Raw genomic sequence first — 22,837 nt, 5'->3', positions numbered from 1 at the left:
CTACAGCGCCGCCGCCGCTGCCAATGCACGTTCGCGGGCTTCGCGGTGGCCGATGATCTTCGGCGGATAGCCTCTGGGCAGGCAGCCGGCGGCTTCGGGATCGTGGATCGCGGCGTCCGGCACCTTGGCGAGTTCGGGGACCCAGCGGCGGATGTAATCGGCGGCGTCGAACTTTTCGGACTGCGTCAGCGGCGCCATGATGCGGCTGAACATATTCGAGTCGACGCCGGTGCCGGCGACCCATTGCCAGTTGACGGAATTGTTGCCGTAATCGGCATCGATCAGACAGTCCCAGAACCAGCGCTCCCCCTCCCGCCAGTCGATCAGCAAATGCTTGATGAGGAAACTGGCGGTGATCATCCGGACGCGGTTGTGCATCCAACCGCTGGTCCAAAGCTGGCGCATGCCGGCGTCGACGATCGGGTAGCCGGTATGGCCGGTCTGCCAGGCCTTCAGGTCCGATGCCGCGTCCTTGCCGGTGCGCCATTTCAGCGCATCGTATTTGGGGCGGCCGTTATCGGTGGCGTAGCCGGGCAGCGCTAGGACGACGCCATCGGTGAAGTCCCGCCACGCCAGTTCCTTGTGATAGGTCGTACCGGACGTGGCGTGCCAGACGGTGCGCGGGGAGACTTCGCCGAAATGCAGATGCGGCGACAGGCGCGAGCTGCCCTCCTCCGACGGCATGTTGCGGGCGGTGTCGTAGGCGTCGGCCTTTTTCGCGAATGTCTTCAGCCGGTGGAGCGCTTCGTCCTCGCCGGGCACCCAATCCTCGTCGAAGCCGGGAGACCAGTCGGGCTTGGTCGGCAGCAGGTCCCAGTTGGCGAGCGTCTCCGACTTCGGCCATGTCGCCGGTGCGGGGATATCGCGCGGAGCCGGATGGGGATGTTCCGGCGGGAGGTGGTTCTGGAGCGCCTTCCAGAAGGAGGAATAGATGCGGAATTGACCACCGGAGCCGGTGCGGACATCCTCGGGCCGCGCGAGGTGGTTGCCGTCATGCAGGTAAAGTTTATCGCCGAGCGCCGCCTCTGCCTTGCGCCACCACGGCTCGTAGTGGCGGATGGCGTGGATCGTGTCGGCACCGGTATCCTGCATTAGCGCGTCCAGAACCTCGACGGCCTTGCCGCGGCGGAGGATCAGGCGGCTGCCCTTTTCCGCCAGCGCCTCCGCCAGCGCGGTCAGGCTGTGATGGAGCCACCAGCGCTGCGCGCCGCCGATCCGCCATTCGCCGGGAGTGTCGTCGTCGAGGATATAGACCGGAATCACCGGGCCTTCATGGGCGGCGGCGATCAGGGCGGGTTGATCGTGGAGGCGAAGGTCCTGGCGGAGCCAGAGGATTACGGGAGTCTGCATCGGCAGGACGTACGCTCCGGCGGGTGGTGGCGTTCCCGATCGCTGTCCCGCCTGACCCTCCCCGATGCTTCGGAAAGTTAGGCTAAGGTTAGTCCAATGCGGCTTTTCACGACCACCCGGAGTCCGGCCGTAAACCCCTGATCCTGCTGTCCTTACACGAGAGCGGACCTGTAGGACAGCGCATCGCCCAGCGTCATGATCGCGGCGACGTGGCGGTGGGCAATCTCCAGCGCGTCGTCGCCGTAGCCACCGCCGACGGTGCTCGCGAGCGGGATGCCGCGGTCGGACACCAGCCGCGCCACCAGCCGTTCGCGGCGTTCGAGCCCCGCCAGACTGAGCGACAGGCGGCCGAGGCGGTCGTCGGCGAACGGATCGACACCGGCCTGATACAGGATCAGGTCGGGCGCGAAGCCGTCGAGCAGCGGGGACAACGTCGTCTCCAGCGTCGCGCAATAGTCGTCGTCGCCGATCCCGTCCGCCAGCGGCACGTCGAGCGTCGAACGTGCCTTGCGTGCCGGGAAGTTCTTGTCGGCGTGGATCGAATAGGTCGCGATCTGAGGATGCCCGGCGGTGAGCGCGGCGGTGCCGTCGCCCTGATGGACGTCGACATCGACGATCAGGATACGGGCGACGGTGCGCTCCTCGATCAAACGCGTCGCGGCGACCGCCAGATCGTTGAAGATACAGTATCCGGCACCCGTGTCGTGCAGCGCGTGGTGGCTGCCGCCCGCCGTATTGGCCGCAAAGCCGTGTTCCAGCGCGAGGTGCGCGGCGAGCCACGTCCCGCCCGGCACCGCGGCGGCGCGGGTGGCGACCTCCGGCGTTATCGGGAAGCCGATGCGGCGCGTCTTCGAGGGCGGCACGCGGGCCTCCAGCACCTCCGCCACGTATTCGGAGTCGTGCGTCGCCTCCAGCCAGCGGACCGGCATCGGGTCGGGCGTGTGCCACGTCAGTGCTCCGCCGCCTTCGCGCAGCAGGTCGCGGATCAGGCCGTTCTTGCCCCAGCGATAGGTGGAGCGGGCGGGTGCGGGCGCGACATAGGCGGGGTGATGGACGACATGGATCACGCCCCCTAGGTAGGATCGACACGCCAGAAGCGCGAGGAGCAGGAATGACCGACCCGAGCCCGTATGTCCGCCCGGACGTGAGCAAGTTCCTGGAGTATCTGAACAACCTGCCCGGCCCGCGGACCCATCAGCTGGAACCGCCCGCCGCGCGTTCGGTGTATTCGGCGATGCCGGGCGTGGCGGAGCCGCCGGTCGGCGCGCTGGCGGTGATGCGCGACCTGAGGATCCCCGGCCCCGGCGGACCGATGAAGGCGAGGCTGTTCGACGCGCGGGAGACGCGCGTGCCGGGCCCGGCAATGGTCTTCTATCACGGCGGCGGCTTCGTGATCGGCGATCTCGAGAGCCACGCCAGCGCCTGTGCGGAAATTGCGCGCGTGCTGGATATCCCGGTGATCGCGGTCGACTACCGGCTGGCACCGGAAGCGAAATGGCCGGCCGCACCGGACGATGCGGAGGCGGCGGCACGGTGGGTGGCGGACAGCCCCGACGAGTTGGGCCGGAGCGTCACGGCGCTGGTGCTGTGCGGGGACAGTGCGGGCGGCAATCTGACGATCGTCACCGCGATGAGCCTGCGCGACCGGCCGGCCAGGGTGCCGGTGATCGTGCAGGCGCCGCTCTATCCGGCGGCGGACATGACGGGCGGCGACTATGCGTCGGTGCGGGCGTTCTCGAAGGGCTATCTGCTCGATCGCGAGACGCTGCTGTGGTTTCAGGATGCCTACGCGGCGGACCTGCATCATGCGCGGTCGTCACCGCTGCATCAGGACATGGCGGGCATGCCGCCGGCCGTCGTCATCACCGCAAGCCTCGACCCGATCCGCGATCAAGGGCGTGCCTATGTCGCGGCACTGGCGCAGGCGGGGGTGCCGGTGGTGTACCGGGAAGCGGTGGGCAACATCCACGGCTTCCTGAACGTCCGCAAGGCGATCCCCTCGTCGCAGGCCGATGTCGCGGGCTTCCTGCTGGCGGTGAAGGCGATGATCGTCGAGATGGAAGGCGACCGCGTCATGCGGCAGGCGGCGGGATCGTGAGCGACCTGCCCTATCGCCCTTGCGCGGGCGTGATGCTGGTCAATCGCGAGGGGCTGGTGTTCGTCGGGCAGCGGCTCGATTCGACGCTGGAGGCGTGGCAGATGCCGCAGGGCGGGATCGATCCCGGCGAGGATGCCCTGACTGCGGCGACGCGGGAGCTATGGGAGGAAACCGGCGTTGCGCCCGACAAGGTCGAACTGGTCGCGGAGGCGCCGGGCGAGTTCACCTACGACCTGCCGCCGGAGCTGATCGGCAAGGTTTGGAAGGGCAAGTGGCGCGGGCAGGTGCAACGCTGGTTCCTGTTCCGTTTTCTGGGCGAGGACAGCGACGTCGACATCCGTACGCCGCATCCGGAGTTCCGCGCGTGGCGCTGGATCAAGCCGGCGGAGTTGCCGCGAGTCATCGTGCCGTTCAAGCGGCAGCTGTACGAGGATGTGCTGGCCGCGTTCGCGGGGCATCTGGGCGCATAGCCCTAGAAGGTCGAAAAGCGGATCGCCCAGAGACGGTTGCGAGCCGGCGACAATGTTATAGTAGGACAAGCGTGCTTACCCTCGCCCTTCTGATGAGCGCCGCGGTCGATGTGTCGGCGCCGGCTCCCGCCCCGCAGCAGACGGCGGCGGGGGCGATGATCCCGGAGAATATCCGGGCGATGCTGGATGCCGCGCTGGATTCGGGCAACGAGGGCGAGGTGTCGACGATCGTGAAGTACGCGCGCTCGGCCGATCCGCTGAGCGGCGACGCGGTGCTGGCGATCGCGAACAAGTGGCGTGCGGACCGCGCGGCGGCACGCGAACGGGTGATCCGGCAGGCGAGCTTCCTGACGTTGTGGACGGGCAAGGCCGAGCTCGGCGGCTTCGTTTCGACGGGCAATTCGGAGACGGCGGGCGGCAGCGCGGTCGTCGACCTGACGCGCGAGGGGCTGCAATGGCGGCACAAGTTCCGCGCGCAGGCGGATTATCAGGAAAGCCTGGGCATCACGACGCGCGAGCACTACCTCGCCAGCTACGAACCGAACTACAAGTTCGGCGACCGCGCCTATGCGTACGGGGCGGCGCAGTATGAAAGCGACAAGTTCCTCGGCTATTACGACCGTGTGTCGGTGTCGGGCGGTGCCGGGTACAGCGCGATCAAGCAAGCGAACATGCAGCTCGATGTGGAGCTGGGGCCGGCGTACCGGCACACCGCCTTCACCGACGGGACGGTGCAGTCGAGCGTCGCCGGGCGCGGTACGATCGATTTCCGGATCCGCATCCTGCCGGGGCTGGGCTTTACCCAGACCGCATCGGCCTATGTGCAGCGGTTCAATTCGACGGTGAACACCAACAGCGCGGTGCAGGCGAAGCTGATCGGGCCGCTGTCGGCGCAGCTGTCGTACAACGTCCAGTACGAGAGCATGCCGCCCGCCGGGCGCAAGACCACCGACACGATCAGCCGGGCGTCGCTGGTCTATTCCTTCTGACGTCGGTACATCCCCGCCGATGGTGGGGATGACTTCGAACGAGCAGGCCGTCGTGGCCCGGCTGGATGCGGCGGCGATGCTGGCGCAGGTCGAGCATTGGGCGGCCATCAATAGTGGCACGCGCAATCTCGACGGGCTGGCGCGGATGGCCACCGTGCTGGCGGATGCGTTCGCGGTGCTGCCGGGCGACGTGTCGCTGATCGAGCCGGCGCCGGTCGAGAGCGTGGCGGCGGACGGGATCGTGTCGCCGCTGGCGCATGGGCGGCATCTGCTGGTGCGGGTACGCCCGGACGCCGGGCGGCGCGTGCTGCTGATGGGGCATATGGACACCGTGTACGGCGCGGACCACGCGTTCCAGACGCTGCACTGGCGCGAGCCGGGGGTGCTGGTAGGGCCGGGCGTGGCCGACATGAAGGGCGGGCTGGCGGCAATGCTGGCGGCGCTGACCGCGATCGAGGCGGAGGGTGGCTGCGCGCTGGGGTATGACGTGCTCATCAATTCGGACGAGGAGACCGGATCGCTGTCGTCGGCCGCGCTGATCGCGAAGGTGGCGGCGGGCAAGGTCGCCGCGTTGGGATATGAGCCGGCGCTGGCGGACGGCACGCTGGTCGGCGCACGCGGCGGTACGGGCAATTTCTCGATCGTGGTGCGTGGCCGGAGCGCGCATGCCGGGCGCAATCCCGAAGAGGGCCGCAACGCGATCGTCGCGGCGTCGGAGATCGCGGTTCGGCTGGCGGATGCGCGCGGCGACGGGCTGTGGGTCAATCCGGCGCGGATCGAGGGCGGCGGGCCGAACAACGTCGTGCCCGAACTGGCCGTGCTGCGCGTGAACTTCCGCCCGCGCGATGCCGGTGCGATCGCGCGGGCGCAGGCGGTGGTGGACCGGGTGACGGCGGAAGTCGCGGGCCGACGTGGCGTCTCAGTGGCGGTGCATGGCGGCTTCAATCGCCCGCCCAAGCCGGTGGATGCGGGGGCGGAAGCGTTGCAGGCGGTGATCGAGGATGCGGCAGGATCGCTGGGCATCGCGGTCGGCTGGCGGGACACCGGCGGGGTGTGCGACGGCAACAACATTGCCGCGGCGGGCGTGCCGGTGGTCGACACGATGGGCGTGCGCGGCGGTGCGATCCATTCCAGCGACGAGTTCCTGCTGGTCGACAGCCTGATCGAACGGGCCGCGCTGACCGCCGTGACGATGCTGCGGATCGCGGCTAGGCTGCCGACATGAGCCACCGCATCCGCGCCGCGACCGACGACGATCTTCAGCACCTGTACGAGATGGCGAAGCTGACCGGGGGCGGCTTCACGAACCTGCCGCCCGACCGCCGCGCGCTGAAGGCGAAGCTGGACCGCAGTCACGAGGCGTTCGCGCGGCAGGACGAGGCGATCGAGGACGAGTTGTTCGTGCTGGTGCTGGAGGATGTCGCGACGGGCGAGGTCCGGGGCACGTGCCAGATCTTCACGCGGGTCGGGCAGCGTCACCCCTTCTACAGCTATCGGCTGGGAACGCTGACGCAGGCAAGCAAGGAACTGGGGCGGACGTTCCGCGCCGAGATGCTGACGCTGACCACCGATCTGGAGGGGGCGTCGGAGGTCGGCGGCCTGTTCCTGCATCCGGGCGAGCGCGCGGGTGGCCTGGGGCTGTTGCTGGCCCGGGCGCGCTATCTGTTCATCGCGATGCACCGGAAGCGGTTCGCGGATCGCATTTTGGCGGAGTTGCGCGGGGTGATCGACGAGGCGGGCGGATCGCCGTTCTGGGACGGGCTGGCGGGGCGGTTCTTCGGGATGAATTTTCAGGATGCCGACCAGTTCAATGCGACGAACGGCCACCAGTTCATCGCCGACCTGATGCCGAAGCACCCGATCTACACCGCGATGCTGTCGGATCATGCGCGATCGGTAATCGGCCTGCCCCACCCCAGCGGTCGGGCGGCGATGCGGATGCTGGAGAACGAAGGCTTCGCGTACGAGAATTACTGCGACATCTTCGATGGGGGACCGACGATGACGGCGCGGACCGATGCCGTCCGGTCGATCCGGGAGGCACGGGCGAGCCGGATCATCGCGGTCGATCGCGACGGCGGCGCGGAGGCGCTGGTCGCGTGCGGGCACATGGCGGATTTCCGCTGCACGTTCGGGCTGGTACGCGAGGCGGCGGACGGGATTGTGCTGTCTGTCGAAGCGGCAAGTGCGCTGGGCGTCGGTGAGGACGACCACGTCACGCATGTCGGGCGGCTGTGATGCGGGAGATCAATTTCGACGGGATCGTCGGCCCGAGCCACAATTATGCCGGCCTGAGTCCGGGCAATCTGGCGGCGACGCGGAACGCCGGGCTGGTGTCGCGGCCGCGCGCGGCGGCGTTGCAGGGCATCGCCAAGATGCGCGCGAACCTCGATCTTGGAGTGGTGCAGGGTATATTGCTGCCGCACCCGCGGCCCGATCGTGGCTGGCTGGCGGCGCTGGCGAGCGATGTAGAAGCAGCCGAACCGCATCTTCTGGCGCAGGCGATGTCGGCGTCGGCGATGTGGGCGGCGAATGCGGCGACGGTGTCGCCCGCCACCGACTGCACGGACGGACAGTGTCACCTCACCGTCGCCAATCTGGTGACGATGCCGCATCGCAGCCACGAATGGCCGGCGACGCTGGCGCAGTTGCGCGTCGCGTTCGCCGATCCGTCGTTCGTGGTGCATGGCCCGGTGCCGGCCCCGTTCGGGGACGAGGGCGCGGCCAATCACATGCGGCTGTGCGAGCGGCATGGCGAGGCGGGCGTCGAGGTCTTCGTCTACGGGCGCAGCGGCGGGCCCTTTCCTGCACGCCAGCACCGCGATGCGAGCGCGGCTGTCGCGCGGCGGCACGGTGTCCGTCACGCGCTGTTCGTCGAACAGTCGGAAGCGGCGATCGCGGCGGGCGCGTTCCACAACGATGTCGTCGCGGTGGCGAACGAGCGGGTGCTGTTCGCGCATGAACAGGCGTTCGCGGATCGTGACGGCTTCTACGCAGATTTGCGTGCGGCGCTGCCGGCGGTGGAGATCGTGGAGGTGCCGACGGCCCGGGTATCGCTGGCGGATGCGATTTCCAGCTATCTTTTCAACGCGCAGCTGGTGACGCTGCCCGATGGAAGCATGTCGCTGATCGTGCCCGGCGAGGCGCGGGAAACGCCGCCCGTATGGTCGTGGCTGATGGAGCATGTCGCCGGTAACGGCCCGATCCGCCGCGTCGAGGTGGTCGACGTTCGCGAGTCGATGGCGAACGGTGGCGGGCCGGCGTGTCTGCGGCTGCGCGTAGTGGCCGATCCGGCGCTGGTCGATCCGCGGTTTCTGGTGGACCATGCCCGACTGGACCGGATCGCGGCGGTGATCGAGGCGCATTGGCCGGAGGAGATCGCGGCGGACGGTTTGCATGATCCTGCGCTGATGGCGGCGGTCGAAGCGGCGCGGGCGGCGTTGCTGGAGGCGTTGGGTCTGGCCGAACTGGTGTGACGGTCTGGTCGCGACGATCACCCGTTGATGGATCGCTCAGCGGTCATTCGAGCCGGGCTCGCCCCGCGTCCACGGTACCGCATGCTATAGCGTTTCAAGGGTGCGGACATCGGCTTGAACCCGTTCGTGCCGGGCCCGCCGACGCAAGGACGACAACTGCGCCCTTCGACAAGCTCAGGGCAAACGGATCGGGACAGGCTCAGGGCGACCGGGTCCGTCGGCTCGATGCGATATCGTCACGCTCCGATGATCGTCGATGCCGGGACGATCTCGATCCCGCTGAATGTGTCGGATTAACTTACGGGTAACCATCTTCGCCCGCGGCAAACCGACGCTCTTCCGCCATTGGCCCCAACCTTGCTATGTTTCGGGCATGTGGTCCCGCTTCGCCCGGCTGTTCGTCATCAAGACCAAGTTCGAGGCGTTCCTCGTGATCTACGGCCTCGCCAACGGCGCGGCGGAGCGTGGCGTGCATTACATGAACCAGTATCCTGGGTGGGGCGGCGTGATGCTGTTCGCGCTGTGCCCCGTCGCGGTGTTCATGGCGGGCGCGCGCATCCTCGACTCGCTGGAGCGCGAACGGGCGGACTATTGCGACTGACAGGATAAGTTGGTCGCACGGCGCGGCGACGTGACTATCTGAAGCGTCGATGAGTACGCTCACCCACCTTCAACGGCTCGAAGCCGAAAGCATCCACATCCTGCGCGAGGTCGTCGCCGAGGCGGAGCGGCCGGTGATGCTGTATTCCGTCGGCAAGGATTCCGCGGTGATGCTGCATCTGGCGAAGAAGGCGTTCGCGCCGGGCCGCCCCCCCTTTCCCCTGCTGCATGTCGATACGACGTGGAAGTTCAGGGCGATGTACGACCTGCGCGACAAGGCGGCGGCGGACGCCGGCATGGAGCTGATCGTCCACAAGAACCCGGACGCCGTGGCGGCGGGGATCAATCCGTTCGATCATGGCGGGCGGCACACCGACCTGTGGAAGACGGAGGGGCTGAAGCAGGCGCTGACCGCGGGCGGTTACGACGCGGCGTTCGGCGGCGCGCGGCGCGACGAGGAGAAGAGCCGCGCGAAGGAGCGCATCTTTTCGTTCCGGTCGGCCAGTCACGGCTGGGACCCGAAGGCGCAGCGCCCCGAATTGTGGCGGCTGTACAATGCGCGCCTGAACCGGGGCGAAAGCCTGCGCGTGTTCCCTCTGTCGAACTGGACCGAACTCGACATCTGGCAATACATCCTGGCCGAGGGGATCGAGATCGTGCCGCTATACTTTGCTGCCCCTCGTCCGACCGTCGAACGCGACGGCATGTTGCTGATGGTCGATGACGATCGCTTCCGGCTCAAGCCGGGGGAGCTGCCGGTGGAGCGATCGATCCGGTTTCGCACGCTCGGCTGCTACCCGTTGACCGGCGCGGTGGAGAGCCGGGCGGATACGCTGTCGGCGGTGATCCAGGAAATGCTGCTGACGACGACCTCCGAGCGGCAGGGACGTGCGATCGATCACGATCAGGCGGCCAGCATGGAGAAGAAGAAGCGCGAGGGGTATTTCTGATGGGTGCGCCGATGCAAGCGTTCGTCCCCGAGAGGGAGGGAGCAGAGTGAGCGCCTACACACCCGAGGCGCTGATCGGCGAGGATATCGACGCCTATCTCGCCGGGCACGCCGCCAAGACGATGCTACGATTCATCACCTGCGGATCGGTGGACGACGGCAAGTCGACGCTGATCGGCCGCCTGCTGTACGATTCGAAGACGATCTTCGAGGATCAGCTCGCGGCGCTGGAGGCGGACTCGGCGCGGATGGGGACGCAGGGGGCGAATATCGACTTCGCCCTGCTGGTCGACGGGCTGGCGGCCGAGCGCGAGCAGGGCATTACGATCGACGTCGCGTACCGGTTCTTCGCGACCGAGAAACGCAAGTTCATCGTCGCGGACACGCCGGGGCACGAGCAATATACGCGCAACATGGTTACGGGCGCATCGACCGCCGATTGCGCGGTGATCCTGATCGACGCGCGCAAGGGCGTGCTGACGCAGACGCGGCGGCATAGCTGGCTGGCGCATCTGGTCGGCATTCGCGAGATCGTGCTGGCGGTCAACAAGATGGACCTGATCGGCCATGACCGCGCACGGTTCGAGGCGATCGTCGCCGATTACGCCGAGTTCGCCAAGGGCATCGAGATCGAACGATTTGCGGCGATCCCGCTGTCCGGACTGACGGGGGAAAATGTCGCAACGCCCTCGCCGGCGATGGACTGGTACGAAGGCCCGACGCTGTTGGCGCATCTGGAGGCGATCCCGGTCGACACCGATCGCGCGGCGGCGCGGCCGTTCCGGCTGCCGGTGCAGTGGGTGAACCGGCCCGATCTCGACTTCCGCGGCTTTTCGGGGATGATCGCGAGCGGCGGCGTGGCGGTCGGCGACCGGGTGCGCGTGGTACCGTCCGGGCGCAACACGTCGGTCGCGCGCGTGCTGACCGCCGACGGCGAGCGCGGGCATGCGACGGCGGGCGAGTCGGTGACGTTGGTGCTGGCGGACGAGGTGGATTGTTCGCGCGGCGACGTGATCGCCGCGGCGGAAGGACCGCCGCAGGTGGCGGACCAGATGCTCGCGACGATCGTGTGGATGGCGGACCAGCCGCTCGTTCCCGGTCGCGGATACTGGCTGAAGCTGGGTACGCAGATGGTCAATGCTACGGTGCAGCCGCCGCGCCATACCGTCGACGTGAACACGCAGGCGGAGGTGGCGGCGACGACGCTGGCGCTGAACGATATCGGCGTCGCGGAGGTCTATACCGACCGGCCGATCGTGTTCGAACCGTATGAGGAGGGTGCCGATCTGGGCGGCTTCATCCTGATCGATCGCGCGAGCAACGCGACGGTCGCGGCGGGGATGGTGCAGCATGCGCTGGCGCGGGCCACCGACGTGCACTGGCAGTCGGTGGATGTGACGCGGGAGGCGCATGCGCAGCAGAAGGGGCAGTCGCCGCGCGTTCTGTGGTTCACCGGCCTGTCGGGATCGGGCAAGTCGACGATCGCCAATCTGGTCGAGAAGAAGCTGCACGCGCTGGGCAAGCACAGCTTCCTGCTGGACGGCGACAATATCCGGCACGGGCTGAACCGCGATCTCGACTTCTCGGATGCGGGGCGGATCGAGAATATCCGGCGGATCGGCGAAGTCGCGCGGTTGATGGCGGATGCCGGGCTGATCGTGCTGACCGCGTTCATCTCGCCGTTCCGCGCGGAACGGGCGATGGTGCGGTCGCGCCTGCCGGAGGGCGAGTTCGTCGAGATCTTCGTCGATACGCCGCTGGCGACGGCGGAGGAACGCGACCCCAAGGGTCTGTACGCCAAGGCGCGGGCGGGCGAGATTCGGGACTTCACCGGCATCTCCAGCCCCTATGAAGCGCCGGAGCGGCCGGAGATCAAGATCGACACGACGCGCGAAACTCCCGAAGCTGCGGCCGAGCGGATCGTGGAGTATGTCGTCGGCGTGTGGAGCCATGAACTGTGACCGATACCGAACTCGCGGTCGCCATCGCGGCCGAGGCGGGCGACCTGCTGCGCGCGATCCGGGCCGAGGGTGCGGAGACGGGCCGGGCGCTGGGCGATCGCGGCGACCGCGAGGCGAACGCGCTGATCCTGCGGCGGCTGGCAGAGACACGGCCGGACGACTTCATCCTGTCGGAGGAAAGCCTGGACGATCGGGCGCGGTGCGGAGCGCGACGGGTGTGGATCGTCGATCCGCTCGACGGGACGCGCGACTATGCCGATGGGCTGGACGACTGGGCGGTCCATATCGGGCTGGCGATCGACGGTCGGCCGGCGTTCGGCGCGGTAGCGGTGCCGCAATGGGGCCGCGTCTGGTGCACCGATCATGCGCGCGCCGTATTGCCTCCCCTGCCCGCCCGGCCGCGCGTCGTCGTCAGCCGGACGCGGTGCCCGGACATCGCCCTACGGGTGGCGACTGCGCTGGATGCCGAGATGCTGGGCATGGGATCGGCCGGGGCGAAGGCAATGGCGGTCGTGGACGGGCGCGCCGACATCTACCTCCACGCCGGCGGCCAGTATGAATGGGACAATTGCGCGCCGGCTGCGGTCGCGCTGGCGGCGGGACTGCACGCGTCGCGGATCGACGGCAGTCCCTTGGTCTACAATTGCGCGGACCCGTTGCTGCCCGACCTGCTGATCTGCCGGCCGGAATTGGCGAAGCGGGTGCTAAACGTCATCGCGCGGGCTGGTACAGCCTAGCCATCACGCGCGCATAGAGCGTGTCGCCGTCGACCAGCCGGTCGATCATCGGCTCGTTGGCATCAGGCTGCGCGCCGTCGCCGGGGAAGTAGCCGATGCGATCGGTGACGATCGGTGCGCCGAGCGCGACGTAGAAGGCGACCAGCGCCTCGACCGCACGCTTGGCGCGAGCATAATCACTATCGGTGTCGATCCACGCGGACGAGGGCACGAAGATGCCCGCATAGTCGCGCCAGTCTGCCAAGTGGCGGACGACGCGCTCGACATGGCCGGCAGGGTCCCCGTCGGCATAGGCGCAGTCGAACAGGTACGTCGGTGCCGCAGCCCGCGCGACCGCGGCGGGATCGGTCAGCACCAGAAAGCCGTCGTCATGGAGCCGGCGCGCGAAGGCGGAGCCGACGCGCCCCCGCGCGCCCAGGACGATCGCACACCCCGCAGCACCCACCGTATCGCCGCGGCGCATTGCTGCCACGGCCGCCTGCCACTCACTCATTCGACACCCCTTTGATGAACATCGTGACAGGTCGGCCGATCGCACGCAACGATCGCAATTCTCGAACATTCGGTATGGAAGCGTTTGCGTCCGGACCCGGGCGTGATATGCCAGCCGTAGAAGATATGGAGACGGATGATGGACCTCAGCTTCACGCCCGAGGAAGAGGCTTTCCGCGATGAGGTACGCAGCTTCCTGAAGGAGAAGCTGCCCGCGCGGCTGTCGAACAAGGTTGCGCACGGGCTGTCGCTGACCAGGGACGACATGGTCGAATGGCACGCGATCCTGAATGCGCGCGGCTGGCTGGCGAGCCATTGGCCCGAGCAATATGGCGGGCCGGGCTGGACCGTGGTGCAACGTTCGATCTTCGAGGACGAGATGGCGCGGGCGAACGCGCCGCGGATCGTGCCGTTCGGGCTGAGCATGCTCGCCCCCGTGCTCATCAAATACGGCAGCGAGGAGCAGAAGCAGCATTACCTGCCGCGCATTCTGGATGGCACCGACTGGTGGTGTCAGGGGTATTCGGAGCCGGGCGCGGGATCGGACCTCGCCAGCCTGAAGACGAGCGCGGTGCGGGACGGCGATCATTACGTCGTCAACGGCCAGAAGACGTGGACGACGCTGGGCCAGTTCGCAGACTGGATCTTCTGCCTCGTCCGCACCGATCCTACGGCGAAGGCACAGGAGGGCATCTCGTTCCTGCTGATCGACATGAAGTCGCAGGGTATCGAAGTGCGCCCGATCGTGCTGCTGGACGGCGACGCCGAGGTGAACGAGGTGTTCTTCACCGACGTGCGCGTGCCGGTGGAGAACCTCGTCGGGCAGGAGAACAAGGGCTGGACCTATGCCAAGTACCTGCTGACCTATGAGCGGACCAACATTGCGGGGGTCGGATCGTCGGCGGCGGCGTTCGACCGATTGCGAAGCGTCGCGGGCAAGATCACGCGGGGCGGCAAGCCGCTGACCGACGACCCGCTGTTCGCGGCGCGGATGGCGCGGATAGAGATCGACCTCGCCAATATGGCGACGACCAACATGCGCGTCGTCGCGGCGGCGGCGGGCGGCGGTGCGCCGGGCGCGGAAAGCTCGATGTTGAAGATCAAGGGGACGGAGATTCGTCAGGCCATTACCGCCCTCTCCCGCCGCGCCTACGGTGCCTATGCGATTCCGTTCATCCCGGAGGCGCTGGAGGATGGTTACAACGGCGAGCCGGTCGGACCTGAGGATGCCGGGGCCGCCGCGCCGACCTATTTCAACATGCGCAAGCTGTCGATCTTCGGGGGATCGAACGAAGTGCAGAAGAACATCATTTCCAAGATGATCGTGGGGCTCTGATGGATTTTCAGCATAGCGAGGACCGGCAGATGCTGGCCGACACGCTGCGCCGCTATCTGGCGGACGCGGCGCCGGTCGATGCACGCAACAGAGTCGCGTACGGCGAGACGGGGTATTCGCCCGAGGTCTGGGCGGGGCTCGGCGAACTGGGCATCGCAGGCGCGCTGTTCGGGGAGGATGTCGGCGGGTTCGGCGGCAGCGGCTTCGACATCATGGTCGTGTTCGAGGAACTCGGCAGGGCGCTGGCGGTGGAGCCGTTCCTCGGCACGCTGATGGTCGGCCGCGCACTGGCTATAGCCGACGCGGTGCCGGAGGGGATCGTCGCGGGTACGACGATCGCGGCGTTCGCGCATGCCGAGCCGCAGGATCGTGCGCCGGGCGAGGCGCTGGCGACCAGGGCGGTGAGAGATGGCGACGGTTGGTCGTTGACGGGTGCGAAGGCGGTCGTAGCGCAGGCGGAGGCGGCGGACGTGTTGCTGGTGTCGGCGCAGACCGACGCGGGCATGGCGCTGTTCCTCGTGTCGAAGGGCGCGGAGGGGCTGGCGATCCACGGCTACAACACCGTCGACGGCGGACGCGCGGGCGAGGTTCGGCTGAACGGCGTGCGCGTGGCGGCTCCGGTCGGCGGCGATGCCGAAGCGGCGATCGCGGCGGCGGAGGCGGCGGGGCTGCTGGCGCTCTCGGCGGAAGCGCTGGGCGCGATGGACGTCGCGAAGACCGCGACAATCGAATACCTCCAGACGCGCAAGCAGTTCGGCGTGCCGATCGGCAAGTTCCAGGCGCTGCAACATCGCATCGCGACGGTGCTGCTGGAGGTGGAGCAGGCGCGGTCCGCCGTCATCAACGCGGCGGATGCGTTCGGAAAGCCGGGTGTCGAGCGGGCTTTGGCGGCGGCGAAATACACGGTCGGCGCGACGGGACAACTGGTGGCGGAGGAAGCGATCCAGCTTCACGGCGGCATCGGCATGACGTGGGAATTGCCGCTGTCCCACTATGCCAAGCGGTTGACGATGATCGATCACCAGTTGGGCGATCAGGACGAGCATTTGCAGCGCTACATCGCGCTGGGCCGGGCGGCCTGATCCGGGAGCGGTCGGTGTCCGCCGGCCGCTACCGCAGGCATTCCGCGACCCGCTGTTTCGAGTCCGCATCCCAGGCGGTATCGGTGACGATGCCCAGACCGGCATAGCCGTCCTGCGAGCCCGCCGGTTGCACGATCGCGAACACCGCCTGCCCGTTCGTCAGGCCGGCGACCTGCGTACGCGACGGCGATGTCAGCGCCAGCGGCTTCCAGTTCGGCAACGCCCGACGATAATGGGCGACCACGGCAGGTGCCTCCGCGACCGGAACCCTGAGAATACGGCTGTCGACGCAACGGTGATCCGGCTTCAGCGTCCGCAGGACCGCGACGGTCGCGCCGACCAGTTCGGATCGTAACGGCTCCGTGAACGGAAGATAGGCGTCGTCGCGCGCACCGGCCGGATCGGGGGGACCGTCGATCGGGGCCGGCGGCTGGCATGCCGCCAGCGCCAGCGCCCCTATCGATATCGCCGACCGGACGAGGATCATCCGATTACGGCGTCGCATCCGTGGACACAGTGGTGACGGCGCTGCGGAAAGCGGAGAGCGGATTGGACTCGGCGGATACATAGCCACGCGTGTCGGTCGGAACCGCCGCGTCCGTCAACCGCGCGACGATGTCGCCCGTACCGCCGGTGCCCGACAGCGAGCTGATCGCCGAACCGAGCCAATCCTTCGCCAGCGACGCCGCCGGTCCGGTCACGTCGGCCTTGTCGACGAGGCTCAGCCCCGCCTGGAAGATATTGGTGGCGAGTTCGCGCTGCTTGGCGGCGTCGCTGTCGATCGATTTGACCGAGGCCGAGACGGCGCCGGTCAGGTAACCGAGGCCGGTCGCCGTCTGGTAATGGCCATCCACCTCCGCGTTGAAAGCGGCGGTCGCATTCGTCGCCCCGTTCGAGCCCGCCGCGACCAGCGCGACCTGCTGACCAAGGCGCGCCTGTCCGGCGTCACCGTTGAGCACCATCTGCTTCGTATAGGCCGCGACGGCGCTGCCCTGCCACGTCGAGATGTCCCCGGACCCCGCCGCCGGCGTCTTGAAGCTCGCCAAATCGTTGATGATGCGGCTGGGATCGCTGTCGATGATCGTCGCCAGACTGTTCGCCATGCCGGCGCACGCCTTGTTCGCCGGGTCCGCACGCACCCCGAGCAGGGTCGCGCCGAGCTGGTTGTCGATCCGCTCGCCGCGCAGCACGTCGGCACCGGCCGCGAACACCTGCGCCTTGTTGTGCGGATCGCCCATCGTCGCCGCGGCCTTTGAGAGGTCGCGGAACAGGGTGATGTCATAGTCCGGGTTGCCGGCCGGACCCTGACCGTTGCCGGCGGACAGGCGCGCGCCGATCGCGGCGGTGAACACCGCCTTCTGCTGCTCGCCCGTCAGGGACGCGAAGCCGCGTTCGGCGGCGCCGCCACGCAGCGACGCGAGCACCTCTCCCGAAGCCCGCGCCTGCGCGTTGCCGATGTGGATCGTGCCGCCGAAACTGGTGGCCGCGAATTGCGAGTCGTGACCGGTCGCGGTCGTGTCCTTCGCCAGGGCACCGACGAAATCGACCTTTGCCGCGACCGTCGCGTGCGACGCCACCGCGTGGCCGAGTTCGCGGGCATAGGTCGCACCGTCCGTACCGTCCGGCTTGCCACCGGTCGCACCGTCACCCTGGTCGACCTTGCCGAAGGCACGGCTGAGCGAAGCGAGGCCGGGGCCGTCGAGCGACTTGGCCATGCTGGCGAAGAACCCCTGACGATCCGATGCGGACAGGCCGGAGCCGACCAGCATCGTATCGTCCGTCAAGGCAGCCGCGACCGTGTCCAGCGTTCCCGACCGCTGAAGGTCGGCGACGACGCGCTTCGCATCGGCGGGCGAAAGTGCGGTGAGAAGGTCCTTGATCGCGGCGATGTCACCGTCGGTCTGGACGCCGAGGAAGCCGGTACCGTCGAGATGCGCCTTGATCTGGGCGACCGTATCGGTCTTCGAGCTTGCGGCGGTTGCCGGAGCCGTCGAGGGGCGGACCTGTGTGCCCGTGATTGGATCGACCATCACTGCTTCTCCTAAAGCGTTGGCAGCATTCTAGCCGGCGGCGTGCACCGCGGCTGTAATCGTTTCGTGTAGGCGGTGCCGCGAGGGTCGGGTCAGATCACGCCAGATATTCTCGGCCGAGTTCGACGACGGAGCGGCATCCGATCAGGCCGAGCGTGAGGTCGAGTTCGGCGATGACATTGTCGATGACCGACGTGACTCCGTCCGCACCGTCGATGGCCAGTCCCCAGATATAGGGTCGGCCGAGCAGCACCGCGTCCGCACCGAGCGCGAGCGCCTTGGCGATATCGGCGCCGCCGCGGATGCCGCTGTCGAACAGGACGCGCGCCCTCCCCGCCACGGCATCGACGCAGGCGGCAAGCTGCGTCGCGGAGCCCACCGCGCCGTCGACCTGCCGGCCGCCGTGGTTGGAGACGACGATGCCGTCCCACCCTTCCTCTGCGGCGCGTTGCGCGTCGGCGGGGTGCTGGATGCCCTTCAGGACCACCGGCAATCGCGTCCATTCGCGGATCTTGCGCAGCCGGGTCCAGTCGACGCTGGGATCGGAATAGATTTGCGTGAACAGTTGCGCGGCGGCGAGCGGCTCCTCTTCCGGCGACTTGGCGAGCATGCTGCGGAAGACCGGATCGCTGACATATTGCGCGATCCCCTGCCCATTCAGGAACGGCAGGAAGCCGTGACCGAGGTCGACCGGCCGCCAGCCGAGCATCGTTGTGTCGAGCGTCACCACGATAGCATCGCACCCACAGGCCTCGGCGCGGCGGACGAGCGACTCGGCCAAGGCGTCGGAGCGGGTCCAGTAAAGCTGGAACCAGCGCGGCGCATCACCCATCGCGGCGGCGCAGTCCTCCATCGCGACCGAAGCCTGATTGGAGAAGATCATCGGCACATTTCGCGCCGCCGCTCCCTTGGCGGTGGCGAGGTCGGCGTCGGGATGTGCCAGGTTCTGAACGCCGATCGGCGCGAGCAGCACCGGGGCCGGCAGGCGGCGACCGAACAGGTCCACCGCCAAATCGCGTTTCGCCACGTTGCGGAGCATGCGAGGGACGAGCTTCACCGCGTCGAGCGCGTTTCTGTTGGCGCGGGCGGTGGCCTCGGCGCCGGCGGAGCGGAGATAGCCGAACGCCTCGGGCGTCATCGTCGCCTCCGCCCGTAATTCCAGTTCGTCCATGCGGAACGGCACCGTCGCGCGACGACCCATCAGGCCGGCGGCATAGGTTTGCGCCAGCCGCAGCGGGCCGGGGGCGGGATGGTCGGTCATGATCCTCTCCGTGCTTTTGCGGGAGGATAGCGGGCGGGCGGGATCGCGATAGGCCCGATATGCGAAAAGCCGGACCGTCGCCGGTCCGGCTTTTTCAGGAGTTTCCAATGGTGCGCCCGGAACGATTCGAACGTCCGACCCTCAGATTCGTAGTCTGATGCTCTATCCAGCTGAGCTACGGGCGCACAATGGAGGTGCGCTCTTAGCAGAGTTCGCTGGGGTGGCAAGTCCGTTGCGCGCAAAAAGTCGCGCTTCTAGGGGTGGCGCCATGAAACAGGTCTTCACCGCGCTGCTGCTCGCGTCGTCGCTCGTCTCGCTCGGCGCCTGTGCGCGCGACGCGAGCGTCTACCCCTCGCTGGCGGTGCGACCGACGGAGAAGATCGGGTTTGCGGAGCCTGCGCCGCCGCCGCCCGAACCGCTGAAGGCCGATCCGGCGCTGGACGCGAAGGTCGCGGACCTGACGACGCGGCTGGCGGCGGTGACGCGCGGTTTCGACCGGGATGCTGCGCGGGCAGAAACCGCGGCGCGCACGGCGAAGGGTCGCGCGGTGGGAAGCGATGCGTGGCTCGACGCGCAGACCGCGCTGGGGCTGCTTGACGACTTGCGCGCGCAGGCGAACGCGCTGGCGAGCGAGGCCGGCGATCTGGCGAGCGGGCGGGCGGCGGCGCTGGAGCCGGCCTATCCGACGCTGGACGCGGTGCAGCAGCGGATCGCCGCCGAGGGACAGCGCCAGAGCGCGACGATCGACCGCCTGCAGGCGACCCTGCCGGCGGCCTGATACGCTTCAGAAATGCTTCAATAGCGGCAGTATCGTCGAATAATCGTCGGTCCACGCAGTCATGCCGGGCCGCGGCTGGATGTCTCGCCAGTCCGGCTCCTGCCCGCGCAGGGTCTTGAGCACGGCCGGGTCGCGGGACAGCGCCACCCAAAGCGACGACGAGGCGTCGCGGGCCAGTGCGGACGGGCGGTAGTTCATCACCGCGCTATGCCAGCCCCCGGCTTTGGCGGCGGCGGCGACCACCGGCTCCAGATCGAGGAAGCGGTTGGAGATGTGGACCAGCAGCAGCCCGCGCGGCGACAGGACGCGCGAATAGGTCGCGAACGCCTCCCGCGTCATCAGGTGCATCGGCACCGCGTCCGACGAGAACGCGTCGAGGGCGAGCAGGTCGAGCGACGACTCCTGTTCCGCCGCGAGGCTGAGGCGGGCATCGCCGAGACGGATGGTGGGGTTGGGCAGGCAGCGCGACAGATAGGTGAACTGGCCGGTATCGCGCGCGATGCGGATGACGGCGGGATCGATCTCGTAGAAGCGCCAGCTTTGGCCGGGCCGGGCATAGCAGGACAGCGTGCCGGTGCCGAGGCCGACCACGCCGATCCGCGCGCCGGCGCCGTAGATTGCGGGGGCGGCGAGCATCGCCTGACCCACGCCGGAGCCGGGCGCATAGTAGGTCGTCGGCGTCTTCTCGCGCGCGACGCTGCCGCGCAACTGGATGCCATGGACGGTGGTGCCGTGGTCGAGCTCGCGCACGTTGCCGTCGCCGCGGACGGTATAGACGCCGAAATAGCTGCGGGTGCGGGCGCCGGGATCGAGCGAGAGGCTGATCGAGCGATAGCCGCCGAAGATCATCAATGCCGCGGCGAGGACGCAGAGATAGGCGGGGCGGAAGCCAATCGTCGCGAGTCCGATCGCGGCGATGATGATGAACGCGAAGCCGTCATGCCCCTCCCCGAACAGCGCCGCGGGGCCGTTGAAGCGGAGCAGGATGAGGATGCCGATCGCCAGCGCCACCGTCAGGAAGGCGATGCGCCGTGTCGCGCCGACATGCCAGACGTTGCGGATGCCGTGCGTCAGGAAGGTCTGCGGCGCGAGCGCACCGGCGGCGAGGATCAGAATCGGGTATTCGTAGGTCCAGTCGAACAGCACCGGCGCGAGCAGGCCGGCGAACACACCGCCGAGCGCGCCGCCGAGCGACATGGCGAGGTAGAAGCCGGTGAGACGATCAGGCGCGGGGCGCGACCGGTACATCGCGGTGTGCAGCGCGACCGACACCATGAACAACAGGAGCAGCGACACGCCGAGGCTGAACCACGGGCCCTGATTGTACCCGGCCATCATCACGCCGCCGAACAGCAGGATCGTGACCGGCGCGATGCGGGTGATGAGGTCGGCCGGCGCGCGGTTGTCGGCGAAGGCGATCGTGAAGCTGAGCAGATACAGCCCGAGCGGCAGCACCCACAATAACGGCATCGCGACGATGTCGGTCGTGATGTAGGTCGAGGTCGCGAGCATCAGGCCGGACGGCACCAGTGCGAGCACGATCCAGCGGAGGACGGACGCGCGCGCCGGAGCCGGGCTTTCGGCGCGGACATGCGCCTCCGCCGAGATCCGCGGGAGCATGCTGGCGCAGGCCAAGACGAGCGCGATGACGAGGACGTAGCCGCCGCTCCACATCAGGCTTTGCCAGTGCAGCGCCAGGCCGGGCTCGACCAGCAACGGATAGGCGATCAGGCCCGCGAAGCTGCCGAAGTTGGAGGCGGCGTAGAGCGCGTACGGATCGCGCCCGCCGCTCGCCAGCGAGAACCAGCGCTGGATCAGCGGGGCCTGTGCGGAGACGGCGAAGAACAGCGGCCCGATCGACCCGAGCAGCAGCCACGGCACCCACACCGCCGGCTGCGCGTCGGGCGGCAAGTCGGCGGACATCAGCCCGATCGGCAGCCACAAAGCGGCAATCAGCAGCACCGCGATGTGGATCGTCGCCTGCATCCGCGGCCGGACCCGGCCCAGCGCGTGGGCATAAGCGTAGCCGCCGAGCAGCAGCGCCTGATAGACCAGCATCGCCGAATTCCACACGGCGGGCGCCCCGCCCAGCCGCGGCAGCGCCATCCGCGCCACCATCGGCTGGACGAGGAACAACAGGAACGATCCGGCCAGGATCGTCGCGACGAACAGCCCGCGGCCGAGCGGCGTGGTACCGGAGACGCGGGCGGTCATCGGGCTACGACGATCATGCGCTCAGCAGCCGCGCGGCATGCGCGGCGTAATAGGTCAGCACGCCCGAGCAGCCGGCCCGCTTGAACGCCATCAGCGTCTCCAGCACCAGCGCGTCGCGGTCGCCAGCACCGACCGCGGCGGAGGCCTCGATCATCGCGTATTCGCCGCTGACCTGATAGGCGAAGACGGGTACCTCGAACCGGGTCTTCACCGCGCGGACGATGTCGAGATAGGGCAGGCCCGGCTTGACCATGATCGTGTCCGCCCCCTCCGCTAGATCGAGCGCGACTTCGCGCAAGGCCTCTTCGGCGTTGGCGGAGTCCATCTGGTACGTCTTCTTGTCGCCCTTCAGCAGCCCGCGCGAGCCGACCGCGTCGCGAAACGGGCCGTAGAAGGCGGACGCATATTTGGCGGCGTAGCTCATGATCTGGACATTGTGGTGTCCGCCCTGCTCCAGCGCCGCACGGATCAGGCCGATGCGACCGTCCATCATGTCGGACGGCGCGACGATGTCGGCCCCCGCCTCCGCCTGCACCAGCGCCTGCCCGATCAGCACGTCCGCGGTCGTGTCGTTGACGACATAGCCGGCTGCGTCGACCAGCCCGTCATGGCCGTGGCTGGTGTAGGGATCGAGCGCGACGTCGGTCAGTACGCCGACCTCCGGCACCGCATCCTTCAGCGCCCGGACGGCGCGGCACATGAGGTTGTCGGGGTCCAGCGCTTCGCGTCCGTCGTCGCTGCGCAGATGAGCCGGCGTGTTGGGGAAGAGCGCGACGCACGGGATGCCGAGGTCGCGCGCCTCACGACCGCGGGCGACGATGCCGTCCACCGACCAGCGCGAGACGCCGGGCAGGCTCTTGATCGGCTCCTCCATCCCCTGCCCCTCGGTCACGAACAGCGGCCAGATCAGGTCGGCGGGCGTGAGTGTGTTTTCCGCGTGGAGGCGGCGGCTCCAGCCGGAGGCGCGGGTGCGGCGAAGGCGGACGGCGGGATAGGACGACATGCCGCACGCTT

General features: G+C 68.3%; 21 protein-coding genes and 1 tRNA gene. 13 read left to right on the top strand and 9 right to left on the bottom strand.

The window, feature by feature from the left end; genetic code table 11:
- Together ILT43_RS00345 and ILT43_RS00340 are read right to left on the bottom strand one after the other, a co-directional pair.
- Entirely contained in the window at window positions 1–1,350 is a 1,350-nt protein-coding gene (locus ILT43_RS00345) for a cryptochrome/photolyase family protein (RefSeq protein WP_204193121.1), read from the bottom strand.
- Between the two features lie 152 nt (window positions 1,351–1,502).
- Window positions 1,503–2,417, bottom strand: a complete 915-nt coding sequence (locus ILT43_RS00340; protein WP_204193119.1) for an arginase family protein — start codon at window positions 2,415–2,417, stop codon at window positions 1,503–1,505.
- 44 nt (window positions 2,418–2,461) lie between these two features.
- Here ILT43_RS00340 and ILT43_RS00335 point away from each other — a divergent pair, with 44 nt between their 5' ends.
- From ILT43_RS00335 to ILT43_RS00290, 10 genes are all read left to right on the top strand, one after another.
- Window positions 2,462–3,448, top strand: coding sequence for an alpha/beta hydrolase (locus tag ILT43_RS00335; RefSeq protein WP_204193116.1), 987 nt, complete (start codon window positions 2,462–2,464; stop codon window positions 3,446–3,448).
- The gene (locus tag ILT43_RS00330) at window positions 3,445–3,918 is read left to right on the top strand and encodes an RNA pyrophosphohydrolase (RefSeq protein WP_211534333.1); all 474 of its coding nucleotides are present in this window, start codon (window positions 3,445–3,447) and stop codon (window positions 3,916–3,918) included. The genes ILT43_RS00335 and ILT43_RS00330 overlap by 4 nt, the downstream gene beginning before the upstream one ends.
- A 71-nt stretch (window positions 3,919–3,989) precedes the next feature.
- Window positions 3,990–4,907 carry a DUF481 domain-containing protein gene (locus ILT43_RS00325; RefSeq protein ID WP_204193114.1) on the top strand — a complete coding sequence of 306 codons (918 nt, stop codon included), beginning with the start codon at window positions 3,990–3,992 and terminating at the stop codon, window positions 4,905–4,907.
- A gap of 19 nt (window positions 4,908–4,926) precedes the next feature.
- A complete protein-coding gene (locus tag ILT43_RS00320) occupies window positions 4,927–6,132 on the top strand; it encodes a hydrolase (RefSeq protein ID WP_204193112.1) in 1,206 nt (401 codons plus the stop codon).
- On the top strand, window positions 6,129–7,145 hold the full coding sequence (locus tag ILT43_RS00315) for an arginine N-succinyltransferase (protein ID WP_204193109.1): 1,017 nt from the start codon (window positions 6,129–6,131) through the stop codon (window positions 7,143–7,145). Before ILT43_RS00320 ends, ILT43_RS00315 begins: the two co-directional genes overlap by 4 nt.
- Entirely contained in the window at window positions 7,145–8,383 is a 1,239-nt protein-coding gene (locus ILT43_RS00310) for an N-succinylarginine dihydrolase (RefSeq protein WP_204193106.1), read from the top strand. Before ILT43_RS00315 ends, ILT43_RS00310 begins: the two co-directional genes overlap by 1 nt.
- Window positions 8,384–8,756: 373 nt before the next feature.
- Window positions 8,757–8,984: a hypothetical protein gene (locus tag ILT43_RS00305; RefSeq protein ID WP_204193103.1), complete on the top strand. Its 228-nt coding sequence runs from the start codon at window positions 8,757–8,759 to the stop codon at window positions 8,982–8,984.
- 49 nt (window positions 8,985–9,033) lie between these two features.
- Complete coding sequence (gene cysD, locus ILT43_RS00300; RefSeq protein ID WP_204193100.1) at window positions 9,034–9,933, top strand: sulfate adenylyltransferase subunit CysD; 900 nt, start codon at window positions 9,034–9,036, stop codon at window positions 9,931–9,933.
- A 46-nt stretch (window positions 9,934–9,979) separates the two neighbouring features.
- Complete coding sequence (gene cysN, locus ILT43_RS00295) at window positions 9,980–11,893, top strand: sulfate adenylyltransferase subunit CysN (protein WP_211534331.1); 1,914 nt, start codon at window positions 9,980–9,982, stop codon at window positions 11,891–11,893.
- The gene (locus ILT43_RS00290) at window positions 11,890–12,630 is read left to right on the top strand and encodes an inositol monophosphatase family protein (protein WP_204193097.1); all 741 of its coding nucleotides are present in this window, start codon (window positions 11,890–11,892) and stop codon (window positions 12,628–12,630) included. The genes cysN and ILT43_RS00290 overlap by 4 nt, the downstream gene beginning before the upstream one ends.
- Here the strand turns inward: ILT43_RS00290 and ILT43_RS00285 are convergent.
- Window positions 12,605–13,123, bottom strand: a complete 519-nt coding sequence (locus ILT43_RS00285) for a hypothetical protein (protein WP_204193094.1) — start codon at window positions 13,121–13,123, stop codon at window positions 12,605–12,607. The genes ILT43_RS00290 and ILT43_RS00285 overlap by 26 nt on opposite strands.
- Window positions 13,124–13,261: 138 nt before the next feature.
- Here ILT43_RS00285 and ILT43_RS00280 point away from each other — a divergent pair, with 138 nt between their 5' ends.
- Window positions 13,262–14,458 (top strand): acyl-CoA dehydrogenase family protein, encoded by a 1,197-nt coding sequence (locus tag ILT43_RS00280; RefSeq protein WP_211534364.1) that lies wholly within the window; start codon window positions 13,262–13,264, stop codon window positions 14,456–14,458.
- Window positions 14,458–15,540, top strand: coding sequence for an acyl-CoA dehydrogenase family protein (locus tag ILT43_RS00275; protein ID WP_204193089.1), 1,083 nt, complete (start codon window positions 14,458–14,460; stop codon window positions 15,538–15,540). The genes ILT43_RS00280 and ILT43_RS00275 overlap by 1 nt, the downstream gene beginning before the upstream one ends.
- Before the next feature lie 28 nt (window positions 15,541–15,568).
- Here the strand turns inward: ILT43_RS00275 and ILT43_RS00270 are convergent, their stop codons facing one another.
- The 4 genes from ILT43_RS00270 to ILT43_RS00255 form a co-directional block, all read right to left on the bottom strand.
- Window positions 15,569–16,027 (bottom strand): hypothetical protein, encoded by a 459-nt coding sequence (locus ILT43_RS00270; protein WP_204193086.1) that lies wholly within the window; start codon window positions 16,025–16,027, stop codon window positions 15,569–15,571.
- A 4-nt stretch (window positions 16,028–16,031) separates the two neighbouring features.
- Window positions 16,032–17,570, bottom strand: a complete 1,539-nt coding sequence (locus ILT43_RS00265) for a hypothetical protein (protein ID WP_204193084.1) — start codon at window positions 17,568–17,570, stop codon at window positions 16,032–16,034.
- Between the two features lie 97 nt (window positions 17,571–17,667).
- Window positions 17,668–18,831: an alpha-hydroxy-acid oxidizing protein gene (locus ILT43_RS00260; protein ID WP_204193081.1), complete on the bottom strand. Its 1,164-nt coding sequence runs from the start codon at window positions 18,829–18,831 to the stop codon at window positions 17,668–17,670.
- 108 nt (window positions 18,832–18,939) lie between these two features.
- Window positions 18,940–19,016: transfer RNA gene (locus ILT43_RS00255), tRNA-Arg, on the bottom strand.
- Window positions 19,017–19,099: 83 nt separating this feature from the next.
- On the opposite strand from ILT43_RS00255, the gene ILT43_RS00250 reads away from it, so the two are divergent.
- Window positions 19,100–19,609, top strand: coding sequence for a hypothetical protein (locus tag ILT43_RS00250; RefSeq protein ID WP_204193078.1), 510 nt, complete (start codon window positions 19,100–19,102; stop codon window positions 19,607–19,609).
- A gap of 6 nt (window positions 19,610–19,615) precedes the next feature.
- Here ILT43_RS00250 and ILT43_RS00245 read toward each other — a convergent pair whose 3' ends face one another.
- Entirely contained in the window at window positions 19,616–21,823 is a 2,208-nt protein-coding gene (locus tag ILT43_RS00245; RefSeq protein WP_204193076.1) for a fused MFS/spermidine synthase, read from the bottom strand.
- A 13-nt stretch (window positions 21,824–21,836) separates the two neighbouring features.
- Window positions 21,837–22,826, bottom strand: a complete 990-nt coding sequence (gene hemB / locus ILT43_RS00240) for a porphobilinogen synthase (RefSeq protein ID WP_204193073.1) — start codon at window positions 22,824–22,826, stop codon at window positions 21,837–21,839.
- Window positions 22,827–22,837: the final 11 nt, after the last annotated feature.

It is taken from the genome of Sphingomonas longa, from assembly GCF_016892685.1.
Classification (GTDB): domain Bacteria; phylum Pseudomonadota; class Alphaproteobacteria; order Sphingomonadales; family Sphingomonadaceae; genus Sphingomonas; species Sphingomonas longa.
Note: the sequence above shows the minus strand (reverse complement) of the source record. Positions and strands in the feature narration are given on the sequence as shown.

Coding starts and splice junctions, on each gene's coding strand:
- ILT43_RS00250 (WP_204193078.1), top strand. CDS start 19,100: ATGAAACAGGTCTTCACCGCGCTGCTGCTCGCGTCGTCGCTCGTCTCG.
- ILT43_RS00320 (WP_204193112.1), top strand. CDS start 4,927: ATGGTGGGGATGACTTCGAACGAGCAGGCCGTCGTGGCCCGGCTGGAT.
- ILT43_RS00265 (WP_204193084.1), bottom strand. CDS start 17,570: ATGGTCGATCCAATCACGGGCACACAGGTCCGCCCCTCGACGGCTCCG.
- ILT43_RS00315 (WP_204193109.1), top strand. CDS start 6,129: ATGAGCCACCGCATCCGCGCCGCGACCGACGACGATCTTCAGCACCTG.
- ILT43_RS00280 (WP_211534364.1), top strand. CDS start 13,262: ATGGACCTCAGCTTCACGCCCGAGGAAGAGGCTTTCCGCGATGAGGTA.
- ILT43_RS00270 (WP_204193086.1), bottom strand. CDS start 16,027: ATGATCCTCGTCCGGTCGGCGATATCGATAGGGGCGCTGGCGCTGGCG.
- ILT43_RS00260 (WP_204193081.1), bottom strand. CDS start 18,831: ATGACCGACCATCCCGCCCCCGGCCCGCTGCGGCTGGCGCAAACCTAT.
- ILT43_RS00285 (WP_204193094.1), bottom strand. CDS start 13,123: ATGAGTGAGTGGCAGGCGGCCGTGGCAGCAATGCGCCGCGGCGATACG.
- ILT43_RS00305 (WP_204193103.1), top strand. CDS start 8,757: ATGTGGTCCCGCTTCGCCCGGCTGTTCGTCATCAAGACCAAGTTCGAG.
- ILT43_RS00275 (WP_204193089.1), top strand. CDS start 14,458: ATGGATTTTCAGCATAGCGAGGACCGGCAGATGCTGGCCGACACGCTG.
- ILT43_RS00345 (WP_204193121.1), bottom strand. CDS start 1,350: ATGCAGACTCCCGTAATCCTCTGGCTCCGCCAGGACCTTCGCCTCCAC.
- cysD (WP_204193100.1), top strand. CDS start 9,034: ATGAGTACGCTCACCCACCTTCAACGGCTCGAAGCCGAAAGCATCCAC.
- ILT43_RS00245 (WP_204193076.1), bottom strand. CDS start 21,823: ATGACCGCCCGCGTCTCCGGTACCACGCCGCTCGGCCGCGGGCTGTTC.
- ILT43_RS00335 (WP_204193116.1), top strand. CDS start 2,462: ATGACCGACCCGAGCCCGTATGTCCGCCCGGACGTGAGCAAGTTCCTG.
- ILT43_RS00310 (WP_204193106.1), top strand. CDS start 7,145: ATGCGGGAGATCAATTTCGACGGGATCGTCGGCCCGAGCCACAATTAT.
- hemB (WP_204193073.1), bottom strand. CDS start 22,826: ATGTCGTCCTATCCCGCCGTCCGCCTTCGCCGCACCCGCGCCTCCGGC.